A 26716-nucleotide genomic window follows, 5' to 3' on the forward strand; every position below is an offset into this window, starting at 1 on the left:
GGTGTGGTTCCTGTCGAAAGGGACGAGAGCGGTCTCTGGAGAGGGAAGGCAGAGGATGCCACGCCCCGCGGAATGCGAGGGTGGCATCCGTCAGGTCTTACGCCTGGCCGGCGACGATGAAGTTCACTGCGTCGCCGACGGTCTTGAGGTTCTTGACCTCGTCGTCGGGGATGGTGACGCCGAACTTCTCCTCGGCGTTGACGACGATCGTCATCATCGAGATCGAGTCGATGTCGAGGTCGTCGGTGAAGGACTTCTCGAGCGCGACCTCTGAGCCGTCGATGCCGGTCTCGTCGGTGATCAGCTCGGAGAGGCCGGCGAGGACCTCATCGTTGGTGAAAGCCATGTGGTTTTCCTCTTTCTTGCGGGTTGTTTTCGGAACCGATGAACAGTTTAGGCAATCGGCGGACGTGATCAGGGGAGGACGACGACCTGCGCGGCGAACACGAGACCGGCGCCGAAGCCGATCTGCAGGGCGAGTCCGCCGGACAGCTCAGGATGCTCGGCCATCAGACGGTGGCTCGCGAGCGGGATCGATGCCGCCGAGGTGTTGCCCGTGGTCTCGATGTCTCGCGCGATCACGGTGGTCTCCGGCAGCTTCAGCTGCTTCGCGAATTCGTCGATGATGCGCATGTTGGCCTGGTGCGGGATGAAGGCGGCGAGGTCCGCCGCTTCGATTCCTGCGACTTCGAGGGCTTCGCGCGCGACCTTGGCCATCTCCCAGACCGCCCAGCGGAAGACCGTCGGTCCTTCCTGGCGGAGCGTCGGCCACGGCACCTCGCCGTCGCGGAACTGGGTGAGCGTGCCGTTGATGGCGACGACTTCGGACTTCGAACCGTCAGAGCCCCACACGGCCGGCGCGATGCCAGGAGTCTCGCTCGGCCCGACCACGGCGGCGCCTGCGCCGTCGCCGAGCAGGAACGAGATGCTGCGGTCTGTGGGGTCGATGACGTCGGACAGCTTCTCCGCACCGATCACGAGTGCGTAGTGCGCGGCGCCCGACCGGATCAGTGCGTCGGCCTGCGCGATCGCGTAGGAGTAGCCGGCGCACGCGGCGTTCATGTCGTATGCCGCTGCGGGATTGGCGCCGACGCGGTCGGCGACGATCGCCGAGACGGAAGGGGACTGCCGGGGGTTGCTGATTGTCGCGACGATGACCAGATCGATATCGGACGCCGGGATGCCCGACTTCTCGATCGCCTCGGCGCCGGCGATGGAGGCGAGATCGACAGCGTCGGTCTCCTTGTTCGCGCGCACCCGTGTGATGATCCCGGTGCGCTGGCGGATCCACTCGTCGCTGGAGTCGATCGGCCCGATGAGGTCGTCGTTCGGAACCGCGTTCTCGCCACGCGCGGCGCCGAACGACAGGATGCGGGTGTACTGCGGGCCGGTGGCCTGCTTCAGCGTGGCGGTCATGCGGCTGCTCCGTTCAGCAGCTCAACCGCTGCGTCGAGGTCTTCTGGTGTCTTGACGGCGACGACAGGCGTGCCGCGCAGGCCGCGCTTGGCGAGACCGGCGAGGGCCCCGGCGGGTGCGAGTTCGATGAGGCCGGTGATGCCGTTCTCGGCGAATGACGTCATGCAGAGGTCCCAGCGCACCGGCGAGGAGACCTGGTCGACGATCAGGTCGAGCGCCGTGGCCCCAGAGGTGACGATCGAACCGTCGCGGTTGGTCCAGAGTGTGATCTGCGGGACGCGGGGAACCACCTCTGCGATCGCGGCACGCAGCGCCTCGACCGCCGATGCCATGTATGAGGTGTGAAACGCGCCGGCGACCTGCAGCGGGATCACTCGCGTTCCCTTGAGCGGCTCTTCGGCGAGCGCGGCCAGGGCGGGAAGGGCGCCCGCGACCACGATCTGTCCGCCGCCGTTGTAGTTCGCCGGCGACAGTTCGAGCTCGGCCACGCGAGCGAGCACGGCCTGCTCGTCACCGCCGATCACCGCGCTCATCCCGGTCGGGGTCTGTGCCGCGGCATCCGCCATCGCGCGTCCTCGTACGCCGACGAGACGCATCGCCTGCTCTGCGGAGACGACACCGGCGCCGACCAGCGCGGCGAGTTCTCCCACGGAGTGCCCCGCGGTGCCGTCCGGAGCGCGCCCCGCGCGTTCAGCGAGCGCGGCAGACGCGATCAGCGAGGCCGCGACGATGAGCGGCTGCGCGATGCGCGTGTCACGGATCGTGTCTGCATCGGACTTCGTGCCATGAAGGATCAGATCGACTTCTGCCGCCTCGGAGTAGGCCGCGAGGCTGTCGGCGACGCCATCCAGTTCGAGCCAAGGGGAAAGGAAGCCGGGGGTCTGGGAGCCCTGTCCAGGGCAGGCGACGACAATCACCTACTCAGTCTGCCAACCTTCGCACCAGAACGGTGGATGAACCCTCACAAGATTCCGAGATTCCCTTGTGTGTGGCGCACAGCGTGCGCCGATGAGTCAGCGTGTGCGGCGGTTGCCTGGGCGGCGACGCACCGGATCGGTGGCGCCGATGGAGCCGATGATCAGTGCAGTCTGCAGAATGAGCGCCTCGCGCGGGCCGGTGGCATCCCACCCGATGACCTCACTGACGCGTTTGAGGCGGTAGCGGACGGTGTTCGGATGCACGAACAACTCTCGCGCCGTCGCCTCGAGGGAACGGCCGTTGTCGAGGTAGCTCCACAGCGTCGTGACCAGGTCTGTCGAGTGGGCCTGCAACGGGCGGTAGATCCGCTCGATGAGGGTCTGCTTCGCGAGTGGGTCGCCGGCGAGCGCGCGCTCCGGCAGCAGGTCATCGGCTTCGACGGGCCGTGGAGCGGTGCGCCAGGCGCGCGCGACGGCGAATCCCGCGAGCGCTGCGCGTGCGCTCTGTCCGGCATCGACGAGCGCAGCCACCGGCGGACCGAGTACGACATAACCGGGGCCGAACGACGGCTCGAGTCGTGCAGCGATGTCTTCGAAGGCGAGTTCATCGGCGACCTCTTCACGCCCGGCGACGCGCGCGCGGCCGAGCACCAGGACGAGCCGCGAGCCCTGGACTCCGATGAGCACATCGACGGAGAGCTTGCGCGCGGTGCGGCGCACATGATCGACATCGAACTGCGGGGGAGTCGTGCCCACGAGCACGCACACCTCGCCGTGACCGTGCCAGCCGAGGGCGGCGATGCGGCTGGGCAGCTCCTCGTCCGCCTCACCGGTGAGGATCGAGTCGACCACGAGGGCTTCGAGTCTCGCATCCCACAGTCCGCGTGCCTCGGCTGCGCGTGCGTACACGTCAGCGGCAGCGAAGGCGACCTCACGGGAGTAGAGGAGGATGGCTTCGCGGAGAGCCTCGCCCTTGCCCGCGACCCGCTCTTCTGTGACTTCGACGGTCACCCGGATGAGCTGCAGCGTCTGGGTGAGGCTGACACTGCGCAGAAGTTCTCGGGGAGCGGCGGCGAAGATGTCCGCCGCTATCCACGGAGTGGAGGTGGGATCGTCGAACCACTGGATGAACGAGGTGATTCCCGCCTGGGCCACCAGCCCGACCGCAGAGCGGCGGGCCGGTGGCATGTCGGCGTACCAGGGCAGCGTGTCGTCCAGGCGCTGGATGGTCGCCGTGGCGAGATCACCCGAAATTCTGCGCAACCAGGCGAGTGTCGCCTGCTTGTCCATCGATGCGGGAGACGATCCGGTCACACCGCGCTCAGCTCTCGCCGCCGGCGTTTCCGCTCGTGCCGGCGTTGACGTTGTGCAGGTCGTACTTCGAGATCGCCTGCGCGATCACCGAGCGCTCGACCTGCCCCTTGTCCGCGAGGCCCTGGAGTGCACGGACCACCATCGAAGGACCGTCGATCTTGAAGAAACGACGTGCCGCTGCGCGGGTGTCCGCGAAACCGAAGCCGTCGGCACCGAGCGTGTAGTAGTCGCCCGGAACCCACTGGCGGATCTGGTCCTGAACCGCGTGCATGTAGTCGCTGGTGGCGACGAACGGGCCTTCGGCCCCCTGCAGCTTCTGCGTGATGTACGCGACCTGCGGCGCTTCTTCCGGGTGCAGGAAGTTGTGCTCGTCGGCGGCGAGGCCGTCGCGGCGCAGCTCGGTCCAGCTGGTCACCGACCACACATCGGCGATGACGCCCCAGTCCTTGGCCAGCAGCTCCTGCGCCTCGAGCGCCCATGGCACACCGACGCCGGAGGCGAGCAGCTGGACGCGGGGGCCCTCGCCCTCGCCTTCGGAGACGCGGTGCAGACCCTTGAGGATGCCCTCGACGTCGACGTTCTCCGGCTCAGCGGGCTGCTTGAACGGCTCGTTGTACACGGTCAGGTAGTACATGACGTCGGGGTCGGGGTGCGATCCGCCGTACATGCGCTCGATACCGGCCTGAACGATGTGCGCGACCTCGTACCCGTAAGCGGGGTCGTACGTGACCGTCGCCGGGTTGGTCGACGCGAGCAGCGGGGAGTGGCCGTCAGCGTGCTGCGTGCCCTCTCCGGTCAGCGTCGTGCGGCCGGCCGTCGCACCGATCACGAAGCCGCGAGCCATCTGGTCGGCGGCCGCCCAGAACGCATCGCCGGTGCGCTGGTATCCGAACATCGAGTAGAAGATGTAGATCGGGATCAGCGGTTCGCCGTGCGTCGAGTACGACGTGCCGGTGGCGGTGAAGGCCGCCGTCGCGCCGGCCTCGTTGATGCCCACGTGCATGATCTGACCCTGCGGGCTCTCCTTGTACGCAAGGAGCAGTTCGCGATCGACCGCGGTGTAGTTCTGGCCGTTCGGGTTGTAGATCTTCGCCGTCGGGAAGTACGCGTCCATTCCGAACGTGCGAGCCTCGTCCGGGATGATCGGGACGACGCGCTCACCGAAGCCCTTGACCTTCATGAGGTCCTTGAGCATACGAACGAACGCCATCGTCGTGGCGACCTCCTGGTTGCCTGAGCCCTTCTTCGGGAACGCGTAGTCCTTGTCCTCCGGGAGTGTCAGTCCGACGTGGGTCGTGCGACGCTCCGGCAGGAATCCGCCGAGATCGTGACGGCGGTCCAGCATGTACTGGATCGTCTCGTCCTGCGCTCCGGGGTGGAAGTACGGCGGACGGTACGGGTCTTCCTCGAGCTGCGCATCCGTGATCGGGATCTGCATGGTGTCGCGGAAGAGCTTGAGGTCTTCCAGCGTCATCTTCTTCATCTGATGCGTCGCGTTGCGACCCTCGAAGTGCGGGCCGAGGCCATAGCCCTTGACCGTCTTCGCGAGGATGACCGTTGGCTGGCCCTTGTGCTCCGTCGCGGCCTTGTACGCGGCATACACCTTGCGGTAGTCGTGGCCACCGCGACGCAGCTTCCAGATCTGGTCGTCGGTGTAGTCCTTCACCAGCGCGGCGGTGCGCTCATCGCGACCGAAGAAGTTCTCGCGCACGAAGGCGCCGTTCTCGGCCTTGTAGGTCTGGTAATCACCATCGGGGGTGACGTTCATGAGGTTGAGCAGCGCGCCCTCGGTGTCGCGGGCGAGCAGTTCATCCCACTCGCGGCCCCAGACGACCTTGATGACGTTCCAGCCGGCGCCGCGGAAGTACGACTCCAGCTCCTGGATGATCTTGCCGTTGCCGCGCACCGGGCCATCGAGCCGCTGCAGGTTGCAGTTGATCACGAAAGTCAGATTGTCGAGGCCTTCGTTGGCAGCGACCTGGAGCTGGCCACGCGACTCGACCTCATCCATCTCGCCGTCACCGAGGAACGCCCACACGTGGGAGTCGGCGACGCTCTTGATGCCGCGGTTCTCGAGGTACTTGTTCGCCATCGCCTGGTAGACCGCGTTGATCGGGCCGAGACCCATCGAGACGGTCGGGAACTGCCAGAAGTCCCGCATCATGCGCGGGTGCGGGTACGACGGGATGCCGTTCGGTGCGCCGGACTTCTCCTGGCGGAAAGCATCGAGCTGCGACTCGCTCAGACGCCCTTCGAGGAAGCCGCGGGCGTACATCCCGGGGGAGGCGTGACCCTGGTAGAAGATCTGGTCTCCGCCGGACGAGTCGTCCTGACCGCGGAAGAAGTGGTTGTGGCCGACCTCATAGAGCGAGGCCGCCGAGGCGTAGGTCGAGATGTGCCCGCCGACGCCGATGCCGGGACGCTGCGCGCGGTGCACCGTGATCGCGGCATTCCAGCGGATCCAGTGCCGGTAGCGCCGCTCGAGCTCTTCGTCGCCGGGGAAGTCGGGCTCATTCTCGGAGGCGATGGTGTTGATGTAGTCCGTCGTCGGGACCATCGGCACGTTGAGGTGCAGCTCCTTCGAGCGCTTGAGCATGCTGAGCATGATCTCTCGGCCACGCCCCGGACCCTTGGCATCGACGAGTCCGTCAAGGGACTCCTGCCATTCGCCGGTCTCCTCCGGATCGCTGTCGAGGGGGCCCTGGGAGTACGGATCCTGGTCGTGAACGGTCACTAGGAGCCTTTCGTCAAGCTGGCAGGTCTTGCCAAGGAAACGGGAAGCGACGCGGGGAGCCTTGTCGGCTCGGCACAACGCGCGCCGCATTCAGCCTAGCCCTCTTAACAGACTGCGTCGCGCATCCGCGACATGGATAGACTGAACACACCAGGGCCTTTAGCTCAGCTGGTAGAGCGCCACGTTTACACCGTGGATGTCGTCGGTTCGATCCCGGCAGGGCCCACCGAGAAGGCAGTGCTGGCGCACGATCATGGTGTTCTGCCAGGATCGGCACGTGAGCGTCATCGTGAATTCCGACAACTTCGTCCGTGCCGAGAACGACCGCATGTTCCATGACCTGCAGCGCGACGCCGGAGGCATCAACACCTTCTTGCACAACCGCCAACCGGCAGCGATCGACAGACAGACCGTGATCCGTCTCAACCGCGATACGCTCTACAGCTTCGCGATCGTCGACATCTCCGAGGGCGCTTCGTTCACGATTCCCGACTACGGCGACCGCTACCTCTCGGCGATGATCGTCAACGCAGACCACTACATCAACCGGATCTTCCACGCGCCGGGCGAGCACCATCTGACAGTCGAAGAATTCGGATCCCCCTACGTCGCCGTCGCGATACGCATCCTCGTCGACTCCGCCGACCCGGACGACGTCGCGGCGGTCGGCAGACTGCAGGATCAGATTCAGATCCACAGCAACTCCGCTGTGGCTTTCCGAATGCCCGATTACGAACCGACGTCGTTCGACGACACCCGCAATGCGCTCCTCGCGCTCGCACGCAACCTCAGCGGGTTCGACCGCATGTTCGGCTCGATCGACGATGTCGACCCCGTACGGCATGTCATCGGTACCGCGGCTGGTTGGGGAGGTCTCCCCAGCAGCGAAGCCTCATACATCGGCGTCAACCCCAAGCTGTCCCACGGCAACCACGAACTGACCGTGAAAGATGTTCCCGTCGACGGATTCTGGTCGATCTCCGTCTACAACGCCGCAGGCTACTTCGAACCCAACGACGCTGACGCTTACACCGTCAACGACATCACCGCCGAGAAGAACGACGACGGCTCCGTCACCGTTCGCTTCGGCGACTACCCGGCCGGCACTCCGAACGCGATCCCGACGCCCGAGGGATGGAACTACCTCGTCCGCCTCTACCGGCCACGAACCGAGATCCTTGACGGCACCTGGCAGTTTCCCACCCTTGTGGACTGAGAGTCGAATAGCCGCCGCTCCGACACCTGTGAATGCGGTCCTGAGCACGGCCCCCGAGCTGCCTCCAGGTGCGCACTACGCTGTGAGGCGTGACGAACATGCGCGATATGGTCCGCATCCCTGCGGGAACGTTCCTGATGGGATCCGAAGACTTCTATCCCGATGAGCGGCCCGTCCATGAGCGGGAGGTCGCGTCGTTCTTCATCGACCGCTACGAGGTGACGAATGAGCAGTACGGCGAATTCGTCGATGCCACCGGGTATGTGACGGTCGCCGAGCGCCCGCTCGACAGCGCCGCCTTCGCCGGTGCCGACCCGGCCGACCTCGTCCCCGGATCAATGGTGTTCACCCCGACATCGGGGCCGACAGACCTGCGCAACTGGCGTAGTTGGTGGCGCTGGCAGCCGGGAGCATTCTGGCGTCGGCCATTCGGGCCCGATTCCTCGATCGAGGATCGGATGCAGCATCCCGTCGTGCACATCGCGTTCGAGGATGCGGTCGCGTACGCCGACTGGGTGGGGATGCGGCTGCCCACTGAGGCCGAGCACGAGTACGCCGCTCGCGGCGGGGTGGATGGCGCTCCCTACGCCTGGGGGGACGAGACCTATCCGGGCGGTGTCGCCCAGGCGAACTCGTGGCTGGGGCGCTTCCCGTACGACAACCAGGGAGTCGGTGGTACCGCGCCCGTCGGCTCATACCCGCCGAATGGATACGGCCTGTACGACATGATCGCCAACGTATGGGAGTGGACGACCGACTTCTACACCCCTCGACATCTGAGGTTGTCGGACACACCGGTCGATGCGGGCAAGAGGACGAACCTCTTGGCAGCCGCCAGCGCCCAGGAGGGCTTCCCCGACCTCCCGCGTCGCGTCCTCAAGGGCGGGTCGCACCTGTGCTCACCTGACTACTGCCTGCGGTTCCGGCCGGCCGCGCGGTCGCCACAGGCGGAGGACACCGGCATGTCGCACATCGGATTCCGGCTCACCCGCTCCGAATGAGTGACCCTGCGCTCAGGCGCAGACTCCTGCGTGGATCCCCAACGAAGGCAACCGTCGCATTTCGCTGGTCGACCCAAGGAGCATCATGGCTGGCAAGCCCAACATCGACCGGAAGCTCTTCAGTCGTCCTCCGCGACTCGGATGAGTACCTTTCCTATCGTCCCCTGCTGCACGGCGTCATGCGCGGCGGCCGTCTCCTCGAGGGGAAACCAGGTCAGAGGAAGTCCGGCTGCCTCCCCGACGGGAAGCGCATCGTCCTTCAGCGCGGCCGTGATGTCTTCGACGGCTGCAGCGAGAGCATCCTCGCCGACTGTGTACAGCAGTAACCCCTGCCAACGCGCGTTCTTCGCGAAGCTGGCGATGATGGGGACGGTGATCGTGTCGCCCTTGTCGTTCGCGTAGAACGCGATCGAGCCGTGATTGGCCACCACAGCGACATCCAGGGCGGCGTTCATCGCGGGTGAGACCTCGACGATGTGGTCGACGCCCGACGGTGCGACCTCGAGAATGCGTTCGGCCAGCCGGTCATCGGGATAGCGGAACACATGGTGCGCGCCCGCGGCGCGGGCGAGATGCTCCTTCTCGTCGCTGCTGACCGTGGTGAGGACCCGTGCGCCCGCCCACACGGCGAGCTGGATGGCCGCGTGGCCCACGGCGCCGGCGCCACCCTGAACGAGGACGGTCCGATCCGACAGTGCGCCGGGCGCGAGCCGTGACGGACCGTGTTCGTGCACGGTCAGCGCGCGATGCGCCGTCATGGCGGGCACACCGAGACTCGCAGCGACGTCGAAAGCGACCCCATCCGGAAGCCGGACGGCGCGCACGGCGGGCACGATCGTGACATCCTGGGCGGTTCCGGTCGGACGTTGGTGGGCCGCGAGGTACACCCACACACGATCTCCGACCTGCAGGTCGGAGACGCCGTCGCCGACCGCATCCACGATTCCGGCGCCGTCCTGGTTCGGGACGACCTGATCGAACGGCATCGGTGTCCCGGAGGAGGCGCGAGCCTTCCAGTCGGTGGGATTCACTCCCGATGCGTGGATGCGCACGCGCACCTCACCGGAGCCCGGCTGTCCCGTCTCCCGTTCGATCAACGTGAGCGTCTCGGAGCCGCCCTTGCCTGTGTACACGATTGCTCTCATGTCGGATGCAAGGCGCACGCGCGCGCGGGTATTCCGTGTGCGGGTCCTATGTGACGAGGCACGTCGTCAGCCAGTCGTCGGTGTCCCTGGTCGCCATCCGGCTTCTTCCCGAATGGCGCCGAGGATTCGTCGGCTGATCTCCTTCAGCTGCTTCATCTGTGATGCCGTGAGCGGGTCGATGACCAGCCGTCGGACGGTGCTCACATGCCCGGGGCCCGCCTGTTCGACCTTCGCCAGCCCGGCATCCGTGATGATCGCGAGCGTGAAACGACCGTCGGCGGGGTCGGGCGTTCGATGCATCAATCCACGTTTCTCCATGCGCGCGGCGGCACGAGACAACCTGGACAGTGAGCTGTTCGCGTAGCCGGCGAGCACGCTCATACGCAGCCGCGCCTCCGGTGCGGTGGCGAGGGCGTAGAGGACCCCGTACTCGAAATGCGTCAACTCCGAGTCGCTCAGCAGCTGTGCGTCCAGCGCGGCAGGAAGCCATTCCAGAACGGTGGCCAGTGACGACCAGGTCTCCAGGTCATCGCCATCGAGAGCGGGGGGAACAGAGAGATCGTTCATGCGAGCAGACTACGCGAACGACTTGCTCAGTCAAGTCAAGTGATACACTATGACTTGACTGAGCAAGTGAATGGAGCATGGTGGAACTGAATCTGAGTGGCAGAAGAGCATTCGTGAGCGGGTCTACGCAGGGGATCGGCTTCGCGATCGCGAGGGGTCTCGTTGCTGAGGGTGCCGCTGTGGTCCTCAACGGTCGAAGCCAGGACAAGGTCGACCGTGCGGTGAGCGGGTTGAAGGAGAGATATCCTGACGCGATCGTCTCGGGTATCGTCGCGGATTTCGAAGACCCAGGGCAGACCGCACAGTTGATCGACGCGCTCGGCGACATCGACATCCTGATCAACAACGTCGGACGCTTCGAGCTCAGCGCGTTCGGGGACATCGATGACGACGACTGGCAGCGCTACTTCGATGTCAATGTGATGAGCGGCGTGCGCTTGTCGCGGCACGCGTTGCCGGCGATGCTCGAGCGCGGCTGGGGACGCATCCTCTTCATCAGCAGCGAGTCGGGGGTGAACATCCCCGCAGACATGGTGCACTACGGGGTGACGAAGGCCGCGATGCTGGCTCTGGGCAACGGTCTCGCCAAACTCACTCGCGGCACCGAGGTGACAGTGAACACGATCCTCGGTGGTCCGACGTACTCGACCGGGGTCGCGGATACCGTGGGCGCGCTGTCTCACGCGCAGGACATCCCGACGGATGCGTTGAAAGCGGCCATCATCGGCGGGAACACGACCACTCTGCTTCAGCGGTTCATCGAACCTGAGGAGATCGCGAACCTCGCCGTCTATCTGGCGGGCCCGCTCTCCTCTGCGACGAACGGCGCGGCGCTGCGTGCGGACGGCGGCGTACTGACGACGATCCTCTGATCGTCCGGCGGTCCGGCTCAGGATTCCTCGTGCGTCCTCGGGTCGGCATCGAAAAGGCGACCGTCGGGGCGTCCCAGTGCGGTGATCGCCGCGACCTCGGCGTCGTCGAGAACGACGGATGCTGCTGCGAGGTTGGCGCGCTGGTGCTCCAGCGACGACGCCTTCGGGATCGCGACGCTTTCACGTGCGACATGCCACGCGAGAACTGCCTGCGCGGGTGAGATCTCGTGGGCCGCCGCGACCTCGACGATGACCGGCTCCTCCAGCAGCGCCTTCGCCCGGCCGATGGGGCTCCACGCCTCGGTGATGATGCCGTGCTCGCGGTGGTACGCGAGCTGCTCCTCCTGCGGGAAGTACGGATGCAGCTCGATCTGGTTCACGACCGGGCGCACACCCGTCTCGTGCTCCAGACGCTCGAGGTGCTCAGGCAGGAAGTTAGACACGCCGATCTGCCGCACCACACCGCGCCGCTGGGCATCGACGAGTTCTGCCCAGGCCTGCACGTATTCGTCCTGACTCGGATTCGGCCAGTGGATGAGGTGCAGATCGGTGGCATCGAGCCCGAGCCGGAATCGGCTCTCCTCGATGCTCGTGCGCGCTTTGTCCGCGGGGTGGTGACGGCCGGGCAGCTTCGTGGTGACGATGACCTCGGCACGATCCGTCGAGGCATCCGCCACCCCGCGTCCCACGGTTCCTTCGTTCTCGTAGTTGAACGCGGAATCGATCAGGCGATAGCCCGCATCGATGCCGGCCGCGATCGCGGCTGCACCCTCGGCGCCGTTGAGACGGTACGTCCCCAGGCCGATCGCGGGGAGAGTGAAGCCGTTGTGGGCGGTACGAGTGGGCTGAGCAGTCATCATGGTCTCCTTCGAGGTCTGGATTCAGGGTACGCGGCACAATGGACACATGCGATGTCCTTGTCTGTCCGGCGACACATACGACGCGTGCTGCGGTCCACTGCTCGCGGGAGACTCGTCAGCGCCGACGGCCGAGCGTCTCATGCGCTCGCGATTCACGGCGTTCGCGGTCGGAGATGCGGATCACCTGCTGCGTTCGTGGCATCCGTCGACCAGACCGAGCCATCTCGAACTCGATGACGCGGTCCGATGGACCAGGCTCGAGATATTCGAGACCGAGGCGGGTGGACCGTTCGACACGATCGGATTCGTGTCGTTCGAGGCGTTCTATCGTGAGGAGGGCACGCAGTCTTCCGTGAAGGAACGCAGCCGCTTCGTCCGCGAGGACAGAGTGTGGTCATACGTTGATGGCGCGCCCGAGCTGCCGAGCCGATAGTCGGTTGTCCGCGACCGCGGGTAGGTTGGAGTTGTGAACGCCAGCCCCGAGCATCAGCGCCTCCTTCTCGACGTCGCCGACCTGGATCGCCGCATCCAGCAGGCCGAGCGCGCGCGCACCACGCCGGCGCAGGGCCCGCGCATCAATGAGCTGGCCAAAGAGCGCCAGGAGCAGCTTCGCGAGCTGACCGCTCTCACCGGTGCTCGAGACGACGCTCGCACAGAGCTCGCACGTCTGGAATCAGATGTGAAGCTCGTCGAACAGCGTCGCACGCGCGATACAGAACGACTTGCCGCCAGTACCAACTCGAAGGATGCTCAGGCCTTCGAGCATGAGCTCGCCAGCCTCGCCAAGCGGGTCAGCGACCTGGAAGACATGGAACTCGAGGTCATGTCCCGGGTGGAGGACGCTGAGGCCGCGGTCGCGGCGCAGCAGGCTCTCATCGATGTGACCACGGCAGAGGGAACCGAGCTCACCACTCAGGCGAAGGCTGCGGTTGCAGCCGCGACGACCGAGGCCGAGCACCTGAAACGGGATCGCGCCGCGATCACCGCAGACATCCCCGCCGAGCTGCTCACCGACTACGAGCGCCGTGCATCCCGCGGCATCGGCGTCGGCCTGCTGCGTCGCGGCACCTGCGAGGGATGCCGCATGATGCTGTCTGGAACGCACCTGAACGAGGTCCGCCAGGCCGCACCCGACGCCGTGCTGTCCTGCCCCGAGTGCGGCGCCATCCTGGTGCGCACCGACGAATCAGGCCTGTGAAGCCGGCGTCCGCATCGGACGCGAGAATCCTGCTGGCCTCCGCCGGCAGCGGTGACTTCCTCGCCATCGAGCTCGACGCCGATGGCGCAGAACAGGACCGCACCCAGCTCGCAGACGCCGCCCTCGTCGACTGGGTGCGCGACGTCGAGCAGACAAGATCGCCGCGTTGGGTGATCCGCAGTGCGCGAGAACTCTACCCGCGGCTGCTGGCCGCCGGGGTGCTCATCACCCGCGCGCATGACCTTCTGCTGTGCCATGCGATCCTTCGAGACACAGACCGTGTGGCCCGTCCGCTCGCGCCTTCGGCGGACTGGCTACCACGCGAGCCGGACGCCGGGGCGCCGGCGCTGTTCGACCTGCTCGCCCGGCCGTCGGGCGACTCGGCCGACGATCTTCTCGAGCAGTACCGGGAGCAATGTCGTGTGATCGCCTCCGATCAGAAGGGGCGACTCGCGCTGCTGTGCGCTGCGGAGTCGGCCGGTGGTCTGATCGCTGAGGAGATGCGAGCTGCAGGCGTGCCCTGGGATGCCGAGGCGCACGACCGCATCCTCGTCGACGTACTCGGGGCGCGACCGGCCGGCGGAGGCGCGCCAGCCCGCATGGCGGAGCTTGCCGAGAGCGTGCGCTTCCACCTCGGCGACCCGCAGCTCCATCTGGACAGCCACGTGAAGCTGCTCCGTGCGCTGCACCGCGTCGGGGTGAACGTCGAATCGACGAGCCAGTGGGAGCTGAGCGAAGTCGCGCATCCGGTGATCGAACCGCTCCTGGCGTACAAGAAGCTCTCGCGTCTGCTGAGCGCGAACGGCTGGGCCTGGTTGTCCGAGTGGGTGCACGATGGTCGTTTCCGCCCGGTCTACATCCCGGGCGGTGTCGTCACGGGCCGTTGGGCGTCGTCAGGCGGGGGAGCCCTGCAGATCCCGCGCATCCTCCGCCCCGCGGTGCAGGCGGATGAGGGCTGGATGCTGATCGTCGCGGATGTCGCGCAGCTCGAGCCGCGCATGCTGGCGGCGATGGCGGCTGACAAGGCGATGGCAGAGGCTGCGCGCGGCCGTGATCTGTACGCCGGCGTCGTCGCATCCGGCGCAGTAGCCACCCGCGAAGAGGCGAAATATGCCGTCCTCGGAGCGATGTACGGGGCCACGACAGGCGACAGTGGGCGTCTGGTCCCACGGCTGCGCAAGGTGTATCCGCGTGCCATGCGTCTCGTCGACGATGCGGCGCGCACGGGGGAGGACGGCGGAGTCGTGTCGACGAACCTCGGCCGCTCCTCACCCCGCCCCGACACCGCGTGGCAAGCGCATCAGAGCGATGCGAGCGGCGCCGACGCCGACCCGGTCGACGTGAAACGTGCGCGGCAGAGTGCGCGCGAGCGCGGCAGGTTCACTCGCAATTTCGTGGTGCAGGGCACCGCCGCCGAATGGGCGTTGATCTGGTTGGCTGAGATCAGACACCGGCTGCGGGGGCTTCCGGAGGCCGTGACGCCGGCCGCGGCATCCGGTCCTTTCGCACGCAGTGCGCATCTCGCCTTCTTCCTCCACGATGAGGTGATCCTGCATGTGCCGGCTGAGTCGGCGGATGCCGCGGCGGAGGCGGTACGACAAGCGGCCGCGGTAGCGACCCGTCGTCTGTTCGGCGGCTTCCCGATCGATGTGCCGCTTGACCTGCGAATCGTGCAGACCGCGGAGAAGTAGACTGAGGACGCGAATGGGTCGGCTGGACGGCCGCGTTGCGGGAGACCGCACCGAGGAACGTCCGGGCTCCACAGGGCAGGATGGTGGGTAACACCCACCCGGAGCAATCCGCGAGAAAGTGCCACAGAGAGCAGACCGCCGGGGCTTGCCCCGGTAAGGGTGAAAGGGTGGTGTAAGAGACCACCGGGGGTCATGGTGACATGACCTGCCAGGTAAACCTCGTCCGGAGCAAGGTCAGACAGAGGATGTTGACGCGGCTCGCCGAGTCCTCGGGTAGACCGCTGGAGCGGCACGGCAACGTGTCGCCGAGAGAGATGGCCGTCGAAGGGATTCCTCGAGAGAGGCCCCGGAACAGAACCCGGCGTACAGGCCGGCCCATTCCACCACGTCGAAGGGCCCGGCGACCGTGACAGGTCGCCGGGCCCTTCGTGGGTTCAGAGGGTGGGATCAGTCGGCTGCCAGGGACGCGGCGCCGATGATTCCGGAAGAGTTCCGGTGAATAGCGGGAATGATCGGCGTGTTCAGCTCGAGCAGCGGGATGAACTTCTCGGGGTGCTTCGAGACGCCGCCGCCGACGACGAACAGATCGGGGCTGAACAGGAACTCGACGTGCGAGAAGAAGACCTGGAGGCGCGCCGACCACTCCTCCCACGAGAGCTTCTCGCGCTCCATCGCCGAGTACGCCGTCCACTTCTCTATGGATGCGTCCCCCACGGTCGTGCCGTTGTAGAGCAGATGGCCGAGTTCCGTGTTCGGCAGCAGCACTCCGTCGTAGAGGAACGCCGAGCCGATGCCGGTGCCGAGCGTCGCCAGGATCGTCAGGCCATCGACGTCACGGGCGGCTCCATGGCGCACCTCGGCGACGCCGGCGGCATCCGCATCGTTCACGAAGGTGATGTGACGACCGAGGCCGTCTTCGAAGAACTTCTCGGCCTCGAAACCGATCCAGGCCTCGGAGACGTTCGCCGCAGAGAGCGTCCTGCCGTTCTTCACGATCGCGGGGAATGCCACGCCGAGAGGCAGGGCCGACTCGCGGACTTCGAGCGTGTCGAGAACCTCGTTGACGGCCTTGAGGACGTCTTCAGGCGATGCGCCCTTGGGTGTGTCTACCCGGACGCGATCCGAATCGAGTGCGCCCTTCTTGAGGTCGACGATGCCTGCCTTGATGCCTGTGCCGCCGATGTCGACGCCGATCGCTAGTGCCATGAGCAATAGCCTAGCGAGCGCCCGAGACGACAGTAGGATCGTGACAGAAGCTTACGAAGGGAGCTGCCATGTCTGACGGCGAGAACAAGTACTGGTACAACACCACCACCAGCCAGGTGGAGTTCGGCTACGCGTCGCCATCCGTCGACAGGGTCGGCCCCTTCGACACCGAAGAAGCGGCCGCGAACGCCCTCAACACTCTTCGCGAGCGTTCGGAAGCGTGGGCGGCAGAGGAAGCCGTCGACGACGACTGGCGCAAGTCGACCGACGCTGACGGGAAGTAGCAGGCATATGGGAATGGACAAGCAGCGAGACTTCGTGCTGCGCACGATCGAGGAACGCGGCGTGAAGTTCGTCCGCCTCTGGTTCACCGACGTGATCGGCACGCTGAAATCCGTGGCCATCGCGCCGGCCGAGGTCGAGGGAGCCTTCGCCGAGGGCATCGGGTTCGACGGCTCTGCGATCGAGGGACTCACGCGCACGTACGAGTCGGACCTGCTCGCGCAGCCCGACCCGACGACATTCCAGACGCTCCCATGGCGGGGTGAGGTCGACCCGACCGCGCGCATGTTCTGCGATCTGACCACTCCTGACGGGCAGCCGGCCGTCGCCGATCCGCGGCACGTGCTCAAGCGCACGCTCGCAAAGGCCGCTGACGCCGGTTTCACCTTCTACACGCATCCGGAGATCGAGTTCTACCTGCTCAAGTCTTCCTTGATCGGGCCGGACGGTCCCGTCCCCGTCGATTCGGCAGGATACTTCGACAACGTCCCGGGCGGGACGGCACATGATTTCCGTCGACGCTCGGTGCGGATGCTGGAAGACCTCGGCATCTCGGTCGAGTACAGCCACCACGAGGGCGGCCCAGGTCAGAACGAGATCGACCTGCGCTACGCGGACGCGCTCACCATGGCCGACAACATCATGACGTTCCGCACGGTCGTCAAGGAGGTCGCGATCGAGCAGGGCGTGTACGCGACGTTCATGCCGAAGCCGATGAGCGACCAGCCGGGAAGCGGCATGCACACGCACATGTCGTTGTTCGAAGGCGACCAGAACGCGTTCTGGGAGGAGGGCGCCCAGTACCAGCTCTCCAAGACAGGGCGTCACTTCATCGCCGGTCTCCTCAAGCACGCCAACGAGATCGCGGCCGTCACGAATCAGTTCGTGAACTCGTACAAGCGGCTGTGGGGCGGTGACGAAGCGCCCAGTTTCGTCACATGGGGTCACACGAACCGCTCTGCTCTCATCCGCGTGCCGATGTACAAGCCGCACAAGAGCCAGTCCTCGCGCGTCGAGTATCGCGGTCTCGACTCGGCTGCCAACCCCTATCTCGCCTATGCGCTTCTGCTCGCGGCGGGTCTCAAGGGCATCGAGAACGAGTACGAGCTTCCCCCTGAGGCCGAGAACAACGTGTGGTCGTTGAGCGATGCGGAGCGCCGTGCGCTCGGATACTCCTCACTGCCCGCCAGCCTCGACCACGCTCTGGAGCACATGGAGTCATCTGAGCTCGTCGCCGAGACGCTCGGTGAGCAGGTCTTCAACTACGTGCTGCTCAACAAGCGCAAGGAGTGGGAGGCCTACCGTGGTCAGGTCACACCGTTCGAGCTGAAGAGCAACCTCGAGCTTCTCTGAGCCGATGGCTCGATCGGACGCGACCTTCTCACTGTCTTCGCTGGCGCGACTGGGCTTCACCGAGCTGAGTGACGGCGCGGACGCGCTGGACGAGCTGTCGACGCTGGTGGGGATCGATCGCTCGACACTCGTGGACGGCGCGGTCGCCGCGGACCCCGATGGGGCAGCCGCCGGCATGCTCCGGGTGGCGCGCCGCGACCCGATCGCGTTGCAGCGGGTGCTCCTCGATGAGGATGCGCGTCGCATCTGCTGGCGCGTGTTCGGAGCGTCGATGGGTCTGGCCGACTTCTTCCTCCGTCACCCGGACCAGCTCTCCGTGCTCACCGAGGTCGGTCCGCTGGTGCCGAGTGCGGCGACCCTGCGACAGCGCCTGCTCGATTCCGTCGGCGCGAAGGACGGATTCGCCGAGGTCGCCGACCATTCCGCCTCTGTCGCGCTGCGGATCGCATATCGTCGCTCGCTCGCGGAGATCGCGGCGGTCGACCTCTCGGCCCCTGAACCAGCGCTACGGATCGCGGCAGTGTCGGCTGCACTCGCGGACGCTGCCGGCGCAGCCCTTGAAGCATCGCTCGCTGTGGCCCGCACCAGGGTCGCCGGAACGCGTCCGCGCGACGAGGTCGCCCTCACCCAGCTGGCGATCATCGGGATGGGCAAGGCCGGTGCTCGCGAGCTCAACTACGTCAGCGACGTCGACGTGATCTTCGTCGGCGGCACCGCCGACGAAGAACGCCTCGAAGAGTCCCGCTCGATCGACATCGCCACGAAGCTCGCGATCGAGACGATGCGGGGGCTGTCCGGGATAGAGGTCGAACCTCCGCTCTGGGAGGTCGATGCGAATCTTCGCCCAGAAGGCAAACAGGGGGCGCTCGTGCGCTCTCTCGGATCGCACCTGGCGTATTACGACAGATGGGCGAAGAGCTGGGAGTTCCAGGCGCTGCTCAAAGCGTGCCCGCTCGCAGGAGACGCGGCGCTGGGCGAGGCGTACATCGAGGCGGTGCAGCCGAAGATCTGGTCGAGCGCCGCTCGCGAGAACTTCGTGGACAGCGTGCAGCGGATGCGCGAGCGCGTCACAGAGCACATCGACCCTGAGGATGCCGCGCACCAGATCAAGTTGGGCTCCGGCGGACTGCGCGATATCGAGTTCACCGTTCAGCTGCTGCAACTGGTGCATGGTCTCACTGATCCGAGTCTGCGCACGAAAGGGACTCTGGAGAGCCTGGATGCGCTCGTCGCAGGCGGCTACATCGGACGAGAGGATGCCGCGACGTTCGCATCCGACTACCGGACCCTCAGACTGCTGGAGCACCGCCTGCAACTGCGGGAGCTGTCCCGCACCCATCTCATGCCCAGGACTCCTGACGGACTGCGAGTGCTGGCAAGGGCCACGGGGCTGGCGGAGACCGGCGAGGGGATCTGGGGTCTCTGGGACAGCGTGCGCCGTGAAGTGCGCGACATCCACACCCGACTGTTCTATCGACCGCTGCTGAGCGCCGTAGCCGCGCTCCCGGAAGAGGAACGCACGCTCTCGACGGCACAGGCACACGACCGCCTCGCCGCCATCGGCTTCCGCGACGCTGCGGGCGCCCTGCGTCATATCGGCGCGCTCACCACCGGTATCAGCCGCAAGGTCACGATCCAACGTCACCTCATGCCGATCATGGTGCGCTGGTTCGCCGACGGCAGCGACCCCGATTACGCCCTCCTCGCCTTCCGGAGGATCAGCGAGCGGCTGGGGGACACCTCGTGGTTCCTCCGGATGCTGCGCGACTCATCCGGGGCTGCCGAGAGCCTCACACGTCTGCTGTCGGCGTCGCGCTACATCGGCGAGCTCATGGAGTGGATCCCGGAGTCGGTGGCATGGTTGGACAGCCCGGAACGGCTTCGTCCTCGCGCCGCGTCGCAGCTGTACGAGGAGGCGCGCGCGATCCAGACGCGCCACAAGTCTGTCGGGCCCGCGCTCAAGGCCGTCCGTGCGTTGAGACGACGCGAGCTGCTCCGCACAGCGATGGGCGCTGTGCTCGACGTGCTGACGATCGAAGAGATCGCGACATCTCTCACCGCGATCACCGACGCGACCATTCAAGCCGGGCTGCGCGCCGTGCGTCGCGAGGTGGTACCCGCAGAGGATGACGCCCTCGACTTCGCTGTGATCGGCATGGGTCGCTTCGGCGGGGCAGAGCTGGGCTTCGGATCGGATGCCGACATCCTGTACGTCTACGACGCCAACGGAATCGATCCGCAGCGCGCTCAAGCTCTCTCGACGCAGCTGGTCGCCGGACTCCGCGAGCACCTGACCGACCACCGTGTGCCGCTCGACCTCGACGCAGACCTGCGCCCTGAGGGCCGCCAGGGTCCGGTCGTGCGGTCCATCGCGGCGTACACGGAGTATTACCGGCGCTGGTCGGTGTCGTGGGAGGCGCAGGCGTTGCTGCGTGCGCGTGGCGTCGCCGGCAGCTCGCGGTTGATCGCGAAGTTCATCGAGCTGGCAGACAGCATCCGCTACCCGGAGCAGGTCGACGAGCAGGGGCTCCGGGAGATCAAGCGCATCAAAGCCCGGGTGGAGGGCGAACGGCTGCCTCAGGGGGCGGATCCGCGCCGACACCTCAAACTGGGACCAGGATCGCTCAGCGACGTCGAATGGTTGATCCAGCTCGTGCAGCTGCAGCACGCCCACGCCGTGCCGGCGCTGCGGACCACGTCGACGTTGGACGCATTGCAGGCGGCGGTGGACGCTGAGTTGGTACCGGCCGATGATGCGGAGAAGCTGCGGGAGGCGTGGCTGCTCGCCAGCAGGCTGCGTTCGGCGATCACGCTGCGCACCGGGCACACTGCCGACATGCTCCCTGCCGATCGTCGTGAACTCGATGCGCTCGGTCACCTGCTGGGCTACCCCGACCGATCGGCCACCGCGGTCGAAGAGGATTATCTCGGTGTCACCCGGCGCGCCCGTCGGGCATTCGAGAACCTGTTCTACGGCTGAGTTGCGCAATCGCGATCACTGGCTCAGGCTGAGCACATGACAGCGACGAAGATCGGCATCATCTGGAACCCCTCGAAGATCGAGGAGGACGTTCTACGCCCGGCAGTCGCTGAGGCGGTGCACGGTGAGGTGCAGTGGTGGGAGACGAGCGAAGACGATCCAGGGCTCGGCATGGCGAAAGAGGCCATTGCGGCCGGCTGCGGGACCGTGATCGCCGTCGGCGGCGACGGCACGGTGCGTGCGGTGGCTGAAGCGTTGGCCGGAACGGACGTCGTGCTCGGCATCGTGCCCCAAGGCACCGGAAATCTACTCGCCCGCAACCTCGAAGTGCCGTTGGATGACATCCCTGCGGCGCTGGCGCGGATCAGCGCAGAAGAGCCGCGGACCATCGACCTCGGTTGGGTGAGCGTGAACGGCGAGGAGCGAGCCTTCACGGTGATGGTCGGTTTCGGTATCGACGCGCAGATGCTGGTGGAGACTGACGATGATCTGAAGGATCGTGCCGGCTGGCTCGCTTACGTCGAGGCGATGGGGCGTGCCATGGCCGGCACAGAGATGACGGGCATCTCACTTGCTCTGGATGGGGGAGAAGCGCAGGAGGTGCGCGGTCACACCCTGCTGATCGGGAACTGCGGCATGGTCCAAGGTGGCGTGCGCCTGCTGCCGGACGCGAAACTCGACGACGGACTGCTCGACCTGCTGCTGGTGAGCGCCGACGGCGCACTGCAGTGGCTCGACACCGTGCGCTCAGTGGTCTGGGACAACGGCATCCGTCGTCTGCTGATGCGCGACGAGACAGCGGTGAGCACCGAGTCCACACGTCACCTGACTGCTGAGCGCATCAGCATCGAGCTCGAGCAGCCGCTGGCTTTCGAGGTCGACGGTGAGGAGCTCGGCGAGGTGTCATCGTTCGAGGTCCGCGTGCAGGCGGGCGCTCTGCGGGTGCACTGAACGATCGCTGTCAGGCGATCTCGACGCGAATGAGATCCTCGAGCAGCAGCTCGCCTGTGGCATTGGTCGCCTGCATCATCTCTTCCAACCGCTTCGCGTTGATCGAATGCGCGTCGGCGCTGTCGAACATGAAGACCAAAGGGACTGCGGGGTGGATCCAGGCACTCATTCGCCCGTTCGAACCGCCGTCGACAGGCAGCCACGTCATCATGAAGCTCTCCTGGCGGCGGAGCTTCGTCGCCACGACCACTTTCAGGTGCGCGAGTGTCTCGTCCTCGATGCCGATGGCCTCAGCGGTGTGGTCGTACTTGAGTCTGCCCATACTGCACCTTAACCTGCACCACCGGGTTCAGAAAGATGCCATTCCGCGAAGGGTGGAGCGGCGTGGTGCGAGAGAACCCGCCCCAGCGCGACGCTGAGGCGGGTTCTCGGAGCTGGCGGTGTCAGACCCCGTAGTAGAGCTCGAACTCGAACGGGTGCGGGCGCTGCGCCATCGGCAGGATCTCGTTCTCGATCTTGTAGGAGATCCAGGTCTCGATGAGCTCAGGCGTGAAGACGCCGCCCTCAAGCAGGAACTGGTGGTCGTCGCGGAGAGCGTCGAGCGAGTCCAGCAGGGAGTTCGGCACCTGCGGGATGTTCTTGGCCTCCTCGGGAGGAAGCTCGTAGAGGTCCTTGTCGACCGGCTCGTGCGGCTCGATGCGGTTCTTGATGCCGTCGAGGCCGGCCATCAGCTGCGCAGCGAACGCGAGGTACGGGTTGCCGGAAGCATCCGGAGCGCGGAACTCGATGCGCTTCGCCTTCGGGTTGGAGCCGGTGATCGGGATGCGGATGGCAGCCGAACGGTTTCCGGCCGAGTAGACCAGGTTGACCGGAGCCTCGAAGCCCTTGACCAGACGGTGGTAGCTGTTCAGCGTCGGGTTCGTGAAGGCGAGCAGTGCCGGTGCGTGCGCCAGGATGCCGCCGATGTACCAGCGTGCGATGTCGCTGAGCTGGCCATAGCCGGCCTCGTCGTAGAACAGCGGCTTGCCCTCGCTCCACAGCGACTGGTGCGTGTGCATGCCCGAGCCGTTGTCGCCGTAGAGCGGCTTCGGCATGAAGGTCGCCGACTTGCCCCACTCTTCCGCCGTGTTCTTGACGATGTACTTGAACTTGAGGATGTCGTCCGCCGCGTGCACCATCGTGTCGAAGCGGTAGTTGATCTCCTGCTGACCACCGGTGCCGACCTCGTGGTGCGAACGCTCCAGGATGAAACCCGCCTCGATGAGCTTGAGGGTGATGTCATCGCGGAGGTCGGCCGTCTTGTCGACGGGGCTGACGGGGAAGTAGCCGCCCTTGTACGGCGTCTTGTTGCCGAGGTTGCCGCCCTCTTCGTCGCGGCCGGTGTTCCACGCGCCCTCTTCGGAGTCGACGCTGTAGAAGCTCGAGTTCGCGGTCACGGAGTAGCGGACATCGTCGAAGATGTAGAACTCTGCCTCCGGGGCGAAGAATGCCGTGTCGGCGATGCCGGTGGAGACGAGGTACTTCTCCGCCTTCTTGGCGACCTGACGCGGATCCTTCGAGTAGATCTCGCCGGTGCGCGGGTTGTAGATGTCGAAGAGCATGACGAGGGTGCTCGCCTCGCGGAACGGGTCGACGTAGGCGGTCGTGACGTCCGGGATGAGCTGCATGTCGGACTCGTGGATGCTGGCGAATCCGCGGATGGACGAGCCGTCGAACAGCTGACCGTCGGTGAAGAACGCCTCGTCGACCGTCGACGCAGGGATGTTGAAGTGCTGCTGGACACCGGGCAGATCAGTGAAACGGATGTCAAGGAATTTGACGTCGTTCTCCTTGATATAGCTCAGAACCTCGGACGAATCGGTGAACATTTATCACTCCAGATGATGCGGATCGGGGCCGTGAAGGCTGCAAGCAGGTTATGGCCGGAGGGTTACCCGGCCATGTCCTCTATGTTTCCGCCATGTTACAGACCCTCGGTAGACTGGACGGGTGACGGATGCTGAGTACACGTACCCCGGTGAACGTCTCGGGCTTCCTGCAAGCGGACCGCGGAGCATCGCGAGGGTCGGCCGGCGCATCGGCGCTCTCGCCATCGACTGGGCCGCAGCCGTGGTCATCTCCATCGCGTTCTTCCAGTACGACTCGATCGCCACGCTGCTGATCTTCGCCGTCGTGCAGATCGTCTTCATTCCGACGATCGGCGGTAGTCCTGGGCATCGCATCCTCGGCATGCGTCTGGTCATGCTCGGCGGCGGGTGGGTAGGACTCTGGCGACCGATCGTGCGCACGCTGCTGCTGGTCGTGGTGATTCCTGCCGTGATCTGGGATCCCGATCAGCGTGGCCTGCATGACAAGCTCGTCGGCACCGTGCTGATCCGCGCCTGAGGATCGGTCCCTGAGCTGATCTCTCGAGCTCTGAGCCTGTCGAAGGGTCAGTCCCGCCCGCGATTTCGGCGACGCGTCTCCTTCGGCGCGCGACCGCCCAGGAACGAGCGTGCAGGGTCGACGATGAACCCGCGTCGCAGAGCCTCCCGACCGATCAGCATCCGAAAGCCCATCTCGTCACGATTGCTGAGCGTGACCTCCGATACGACCAGCTGATCGACGATTCGGATCGCCAGGAGAACGACGAGCCGTTGCTGGGCATGGCCGGACGAGCTGCGCACGGCACGCCTGTCATGGACGGGGCACTCCACGATCGTGGCATCCGCATTGGTGTGCTGCCAGGGATTCACGCGGAACCGCACCCAGGCCTCACCCTCGCGCTCGAACTCCTCGACGTCGAATGCGTGCAATGACGAGGTGCGTGCGCCGGTGTCGACCTTGGCTTTGATCCAGTCCACGCCGGCATCGGGCAGGCTCACCCATTCACGCCACCCCGTAAGAGTGTTTGAATGAGATGTCTTCGTCACTCGATACATCTTGGCAGGAAACATACGTGAAGCTCGCAGTTCTCTCCCGCGCTCCGCAGGCGTACTCGACCCAACGCCTCCGCGCGGCTGCTCTCCAGCGCGGACACAACGTCAAGGTGCTGAACACGCTGAAGTTCGCGATCGACCTGACTGCGGACGAGCCCGACCTGCATTACCGGGGTCGCCCGCTGAGCGACTATGACGCGATCCTGCCCCGTATCGGCAGCTCGATCACCTACTTCGGCACCGCCGTGGTGCGTCAGTTCGAGCAGATGGACGTCTACACGCCCAACACGGCGAACGGCATCTCCAGCGCCAGAGACAAGCTCCGCGCGAACCAGATCCTCTCGCGCCACAACATCGCCATGCCTGCGACGGCGTTCGTACGCAACCGCGCGGATGTACGGCCCGCCATCGAGCGCGTCGGAGGAGCACCGGTGGTCATCAAGCTGTTGGAGGGAACGCAGGGCATCGGCGTGATCCTCGCCCCACAAGTGAAGGTCGCCGAGGCGATCATCGAGACACTGCACTCCACGAAGCAGAACGTGCTGATTCAGAAGTTCATCGCCGAGAGCAGGGGGCGCGACATCCGAGCGCTCGTCGTGGGCGACCGTGTCGTCGCCGCCATGCGGCGCGTCGCTGCCGGCGACGAGTTCCGCTCCAACGTGCACCGTGGCGGCAGCGTCGAGCGGGTGCAGCTGGACCCTGCCTACGAGCAGGTTGCGGTACGGTCTGCGCAGATCATGGGTCTGCGGGTCGCTGGCGTCGACATGCTCGAGGGCGACGAGGGCCCACTGGTGATGGAGGTCAACTCCTCACCCGGGCTTCAGGGGATCGAGCAGGCGACGAATCTCGATGTGGCCGGAGCGATCATCGACCACATCGCGGGACAGGTGGCGTTCCCCGAGATCGACGTGCGCCAGCGTCTGACCGTGTCGACGGGCTACGGCGTGGCGGAGCTGCTCGTGCACAACGCCGCGGAGCTCGTCGGCAAGACCTTGGGCGAGTCCGGTCTGTGGGAGCGCGACATCACCGTTCTGACGCTGCACCGTGGCGTGAGTGTGATCCCCAACCCGCGCAAGCACGTCGTGCTCGAGGCAGACGATCGCCTCTTGTGCTTCGGCAAGCTCGAGGAGATGCGCGGAATGATCCCCGAGCGCCGTCGTCGCAGGGCGAAGGTGCGGCGTCTGCCGAAGGAACCGCTGAGCTGAGCCGCAGCTCGCTCCCGGAGCCTGTTGGATCCGATTCCTGAGCCTGTCGAAGGGTGAGGGCTCAGCGCGGGCGCTGCGCGCGGACCTTCGTCGGGTCGATGCCCTTCGGGATCGGAAGCGACGAGACCGACTGCGACACGGAGTCGATGCGGCGGATGACCGCGGCCATCGTCGTCTTGTTGATCGTCTTCGGCAGTTTCTTGATCGTCTTCGAGAGGTCGGCGATCGCGACTTCGTCGTCACCGTGGCCGACGTAGAACACGTTCACGGGCACACCGTTCGCGACGCGCTGCGCCTTGCTGCGCTCCTCGTTGACGAGCCGCGTGAGCCGGCCGCGGGCGCCTTCGCCGACGACGACGATGCCGCCTCGTCCGACCGCGCGGTACACGGCCTCCTGCGTCTTGGGGTTGATGCCGACAGGAGTGTCCGAGGCCTGCCAGTGACGGCCGAGGCTCGTGCTCAGCACGTGTCCTGAGGCGCCGGGCATGCCGTCGATCTTGGCGTACATCGCGTTGGTCGACAGACGAGTCATCAGGAACAGCGACCCGAGCACGCCGAGCATGAGGCCTGTGATCGCCCAGAGGACAAGGGTCCACACCTGGAACGGCGGGATGAGGTAGCCGACGAGAAGGCCGAGCAGGACACCGCCGACGAGGATGGCGATCTGCGCCCAGGGGAGCCAGCCGTAGACCTCACGCGTGAACCGGAACAGGGACTTGATCTGGGAGATGAACCCCGGACGCTTCTCGGGTTCTGGAGCACGCTTAGCCATGCATACAAGACTACCGAGTCCGTGGGCGCTCCACGTGCGCGTTCGCGGGCGGCGCACTCGCTCTGCACATGTGAGCAATTCGCGAATCCGTCCACATTCGACTGTCGACGGCGCCGTG

At 65.9% G+C, this 26716-nt stretch carries 25 protein-coding genes, 1 tRNA gene and 1 other RNA gene; 14 read left to right on the plus strand and 13 right to left on the minus strand.

Annotation, left to right across the window (positions count from 1 at the left end; all coding sequences use genetic code 11):
- Positions 1–97: 97 nt before the first annotated feature.
- The 5 genes from ACP7AR_RS03765 to aceE form a co-directional block, all read right to left on the minus strand.
- Positions 98–346, minus strand: coding sequence for an acyl carrier protein (locus tag ACP7AR_RS03765; protein WP_259062007.1), 249 nt, complete (start codon positions 344–346; stop codon positions 98–100).
- Between the two features lie 68 nt (positions 347–414).
- On the minus strand, positions 415–1416 hold the full coding sequence (locus ACP7AR_RS03770) for a beta-ketoacyl-ACP synthase III (RefSeq protein WP_426182940.1): 1002 nt from the start codon (positions 1414–1416) through the stop codon (positions 415–417).
- Entirely contained in the window at positions 1413–2333 is a 921-nt protein-coding gene (locus tag ACP7AR_RS03775; RefSeq protein WP_426182942.1) for an ACP S-malonyltransferase, read from the minus strand. The genes ACP7AR_RS03770 and ACP7AR_RS03775 overlap by 4 nt, the downstream gene beginning before the upstream one ends.
- Before the next feature lie 96 nt (positions 2334–2429).
- Positions 2430–3623: a PucR family transcriptional regulator gene (locus ACP7AR_RS03780; protein WP_426187615.1), complete on the minus strand. Its 1194-nt coding sequence runs from the start codon at positions 3621–3623 to the stop codon at positions 2430–2432.
- Between the two features lie 31 nt (positions 3624–3654).
- Positions 3655–6381 (minus strand): pyruvate dehydrogenase (acetyl-transferring), homodimeric type, encoded by a 2727-nt coding sequence (gene aceE, locus ACP7AR_RS03785; RefSeq protein WP_426182945.1) that lies wholly within the window; start codon positions 6379–6381, stop codon positions 3655–3657.
- 153 nt (positions 6382–6534) lie between these two features.
- On the opposite strand from aceE, the gene ACP7AR_RS03790 reads away from it, so the two are divergent.
- The 3 genes from ACP7AR_RS03790 to ACP7AR_RS03800 all read left to right on the plus strand — a co-directional run bounded on the left by ACP7AR_RS03790 (position 6535) and on the right by ACP7AR_RS03800 (position 8598).
- Positions 6535–6607, plus strand: a tRNA-Val gene (locus ACP7AR_RS03790).
- A gap of 51 nt (positions 6608–6658) precedes the next feature.
- Positions 6659–7597, plus strand: coding sequence for a DUF1214 domain-containing protein (locus ACP7AR_RS03795; RefSeq protein WP_426182947.1), 939 nt, complete (start codon positions 6659–6661; stop codon positions 7595–7597).
- Between the two features lie 107 nt (positions 7598–7704).
- Positions 7705–8598, plus strand: a complete 894-nt coding sequence (locus ACP7AR_RS03800) for a formylglycine-generating enzyme family protein (RefSeq protein WP_426187617.1) — start codon at positions 7705–7707, stop codon at positions 8596–8598.
- 119 nt (positions 8599–8717) lie between these two features.
- Here ACP7AR_RS03800 and ACP7AR_RS03805 read toward each other — a convergent pair whose 3' ends face one another.
- Both ACP7AR_RS03805 and ACP7AR_RS03810 read right to left on the minus strand, forming a co-directional pair.
- Positions 8718–9743: an NADPH:quinone reductase gene (locus ACP7AR_RS03805; protein ID WP_426182950.1), complete on the minus strand. Its 1026-nt coding sequence runs from the start codon at positions 9741–9743 to the stop codon at positions 8718–8720.
- Positions 9744–9809: 66 nt separating this feature from the next.
- Entirely contained in the window at positions 9810–10310 is a 501-nt protein-coding gene (locus ACP7AR_RS03810; protein ID WP_426182951.1) for a MarR family winged helix-turn-helix transcriptional regulator, read from the minus strand.
- 113 nt (positions 10311–10423) lie between these two features.
- On the opposite strand from ACP7AR_RS03810, the gene ACP7AR_RS03815 reads away from it, so the two are divergent.
- On the plus strand, positions 10424–11182 hold the full coding sequence (locus tag ACP7AR_RS03815; RefSeq protein WP_426182954.1) for an SDR family NAD(P)-dependent oxidoreductase: 759 nt from the start codon (positions 10424–10426) through the stop codon (positions 11180–11182).
- A 17-nt stretch (positions 11183–11199) separates the two neighbouring features.
- Here the strand turns inward: ACP7AR_RS03815 and ACP7AR_RS03820 are convergent, their stop codons facing one another.
- The gene (locus ACP7AR_RS03820; RefSeq protein WP_426182956.1) at positions 11200–12042 is read right to left on the minus strand and encodes an aldo/keto reductase; all 843 of its coding nucleotides are present in this window, start codon (positions 12040–12042) and stop codon (positions 11200–11202) included.
- Between the two features lie 46 nt (positions 12043–12088).
- Here ACP7AR_RS03820 and ACP7AR_RS03825 point away from each other — a divergent pair, with 46 nt between their 5' ends.
- The 4 genes from ACP7AR_RS03825 to rnpB all read left to right on the plus strand — a co-directional run bounded on the left by ACP7AR_RS03825 (position 12089) and on the right by rnpB (position 15313).
- Entirely contained in the window at positions 12089–12475 is a 387-nt protein-coding gene (locus tag ACP7AR_RS03825) for a YchJ family protein (RefSeq protein ID WP_426182958.1), read from the plus strand.
- 33 nt (positions 12476–12508) lie between these two features.
- On the plus strand, positions 12509–13240 hold the full coding sequence (locus ACP7AR_RS03830) for a zinc ribbon domain-containing protein (RefSeq protein WP_426182960.1): 732 nt from the start codon (positions 12509–12511) through the stop codon (positions 13238–13240).
- Entirely contained in the window at positions 13237–14931 is a 1695-nt protein-coding gene (locus tag ACP7AR_RS03835) for a bifunctional 3'-5' exonuclease/DNA polymerase (protein WP_426182962.1), read from the plus strand. The genes ACP7AR_RS03830 and ACP7AR_RS03835 overlap by 4 nt, the downstream gene beginning before the upstream one ends.
- Before the next feature lie 14 nt (positions 14932–14945).
- Positions 14946–15313: RNase P RNA component class A (gene rnpB / locus ACP7AR_RS03840), an RNA gene on the plus strand.
- Positions 15314–15378: 65 nt separating this feature from the next.
- Here the strand turns inward: rnpB and ppgK are convergent.
- A complete protein-coding gene (gene ppgK, locus ACP7AR_RS03845; RefSeq protein ID WP_426182964.1) occupies positions 15379–16137 on the minus strand; it encodes a polyphosphate--glucose phosphotransferase in 759 nt (252 codons plus the stop codon).
- 68 nt (positions 16138–16205) lie between these two features.
- Here ppgK and ACP7AR_RS03850 point away from each other — a divergent pair, with 68 nt between their 5' ends.
- Genes ACP7AR_RS03850 through ACP7AR_RS03865 form a run of 4 tightly spaced genes read left to right on the plus strand, consistent with a single transcriptional unit; the run spans position 16206 to position 21703 of the window.
- On the plus strand, positions 16206–16421 hold the full coding sequence (locus tag ACP7AR_RS03850; protein ID WP_426182966.1) for an SPOR domain-containing protein: 216 nt from the start codon (positions 16206–16208) through the stop codon (positions 16419–16421).
- A gap of 13 nt (positions 16422–16434) precedes the next feature.
- Entirely contained in the window at positions 16435–17772 is a 1338-nt protein-coding gene (locus ACP7AR_RS03855) for a glutamine synthetase family protein (RefSeq protein WP_426182968.1), read from the plus strand.
- Between the two features lie 4 nt (positions 17773–17776).
- Positions 17777–20752, plus strand: coding sequence for a bifunctional [glutamine synthetase] adenylyltransferase/[glutamine synthetase]-adenylyl-L-tyrosine phosphorylase (locus ACP7AR_RS03860; RefSeq protein WP_426182970.1), 2976 nt, complete (start codon positions 17777–17779; stop codon positions 20750–20752).
- A 36-nt stretch (positions 20753–20788) separates the two neighbouring features.
- Positions 20789–21703, plus strand: a complete 915-nt coding sequence (locus tag ACP7AR_RS03865; protein WP_426182972.1) for a diacylglycerol/lipid kinase family protein — start codon at positions 20789–20791, stop codon at positions 21701–21703.
- 10 nt (positions 21704–21713) lie between these two features.
- On the opposite strand, the gene ACP7AR_RS03870 is transcribed toward ACP7AR_RS03865, so the two are convergent.
- Both ACP7AR_RS03870 and glnA read right to left on the minus strand, forming a co-directional pair.
- Positions 21714–22025 (minus strand): hypothetical protein, encoded by a 312-nt coding sequence (locus ACP7AR_RS03870; RefSeq protein ID WP_426182974.1) that lies wholly within the window; start codon positions 22023–22025, stop codon positions 21714–21716.
- A 121-nt stretch (positions 22026–22146) separates the two neighbouring features.
- Positions 22147–23571: a type I glutamate--ammonia ligase gene (glnA, locus tag ACP7AR_RS03875; protein ID WP_426182976.1), complete on the minus strand. Its 1425-nt coding sequence runs from the start codon at positions 23569–23571 to the stop codon at positions 22147–22149.
- A 121-nt stretch (positions 23572–23692) separates the two neighbouring features.
- On the opposite strand from glnA, the gene ACP7AR_RS03880 reads away from it, so the two are divergent.
- Positions 23693–24088 carry an RDD family protein gene (locus ACP7AR_RS03880; protein ID WP_426182978.1) on the plus strand — a complete coding sequence of 132 codons (396 nt, stop codon included), beginning with the start codon at positions 23693–23695 and terminating at the stop codon, positions 24086–24088.
- 47 nt (positions 24089–24135) lie between these two features.
- Here the strand turns inward: ACP7AR_RS03880 and ACP7AR_RS03885 are convergent, their stop codons facing one another.
- A complete protein-coding gene (locus tag ACP7AR_RS03885) occupies positions 24136–24624 on the minus strand; it encodes an ATP-dependent zinc protease (protein ID WP_426182980.1) in 489 nt (162 codons plus the stop codon).
- A gap of 17 nt (positions 24625–24641) precedes the next feature.
- Between ACP7AR_RS03885 and ACP7AR_RS03890 the strand changes: the two genes are divergently transcribed.
- On the plus strand, positions 24642–25826 hold the full coding sequence (locus ACP7AR_RS03890; protein ID WP_426182982.1) for a RimK family alpha-L-glutamate ligase: 1185 nt from the start codon (positions 24642–24644) through the stop codon (positions 25824–25826).
- Positions 25827–25887: 61 nt separating this feature from the next.
- Here the strand turns inward: ACP7AR_RS03890 and ACP7AR_RS03895 are convergent, their stop codons facing one another.
- Complete coding sequence (locus ACP7AR_RS03895; protein ID WP_426182984.1) at positions 25888–26598, minus strand: DUF4191 family protein; 711 nt, start codon at positions 26596–26598, stop codon at positions 25888–25890.
- Between the last annotated feature and the right edge of the window lie 118 nt (positions 26599–26716).

This window comes from Microbacterium sp. TWP3-1-2b2 (genome assembly GCF_049896145.1).
Taxonomy (GTDB): domain Bacteria; phylum Actinomycetota; class Actinomycetes; order Actinomycetales; family Microbacteriaceae; genus Microbacterium.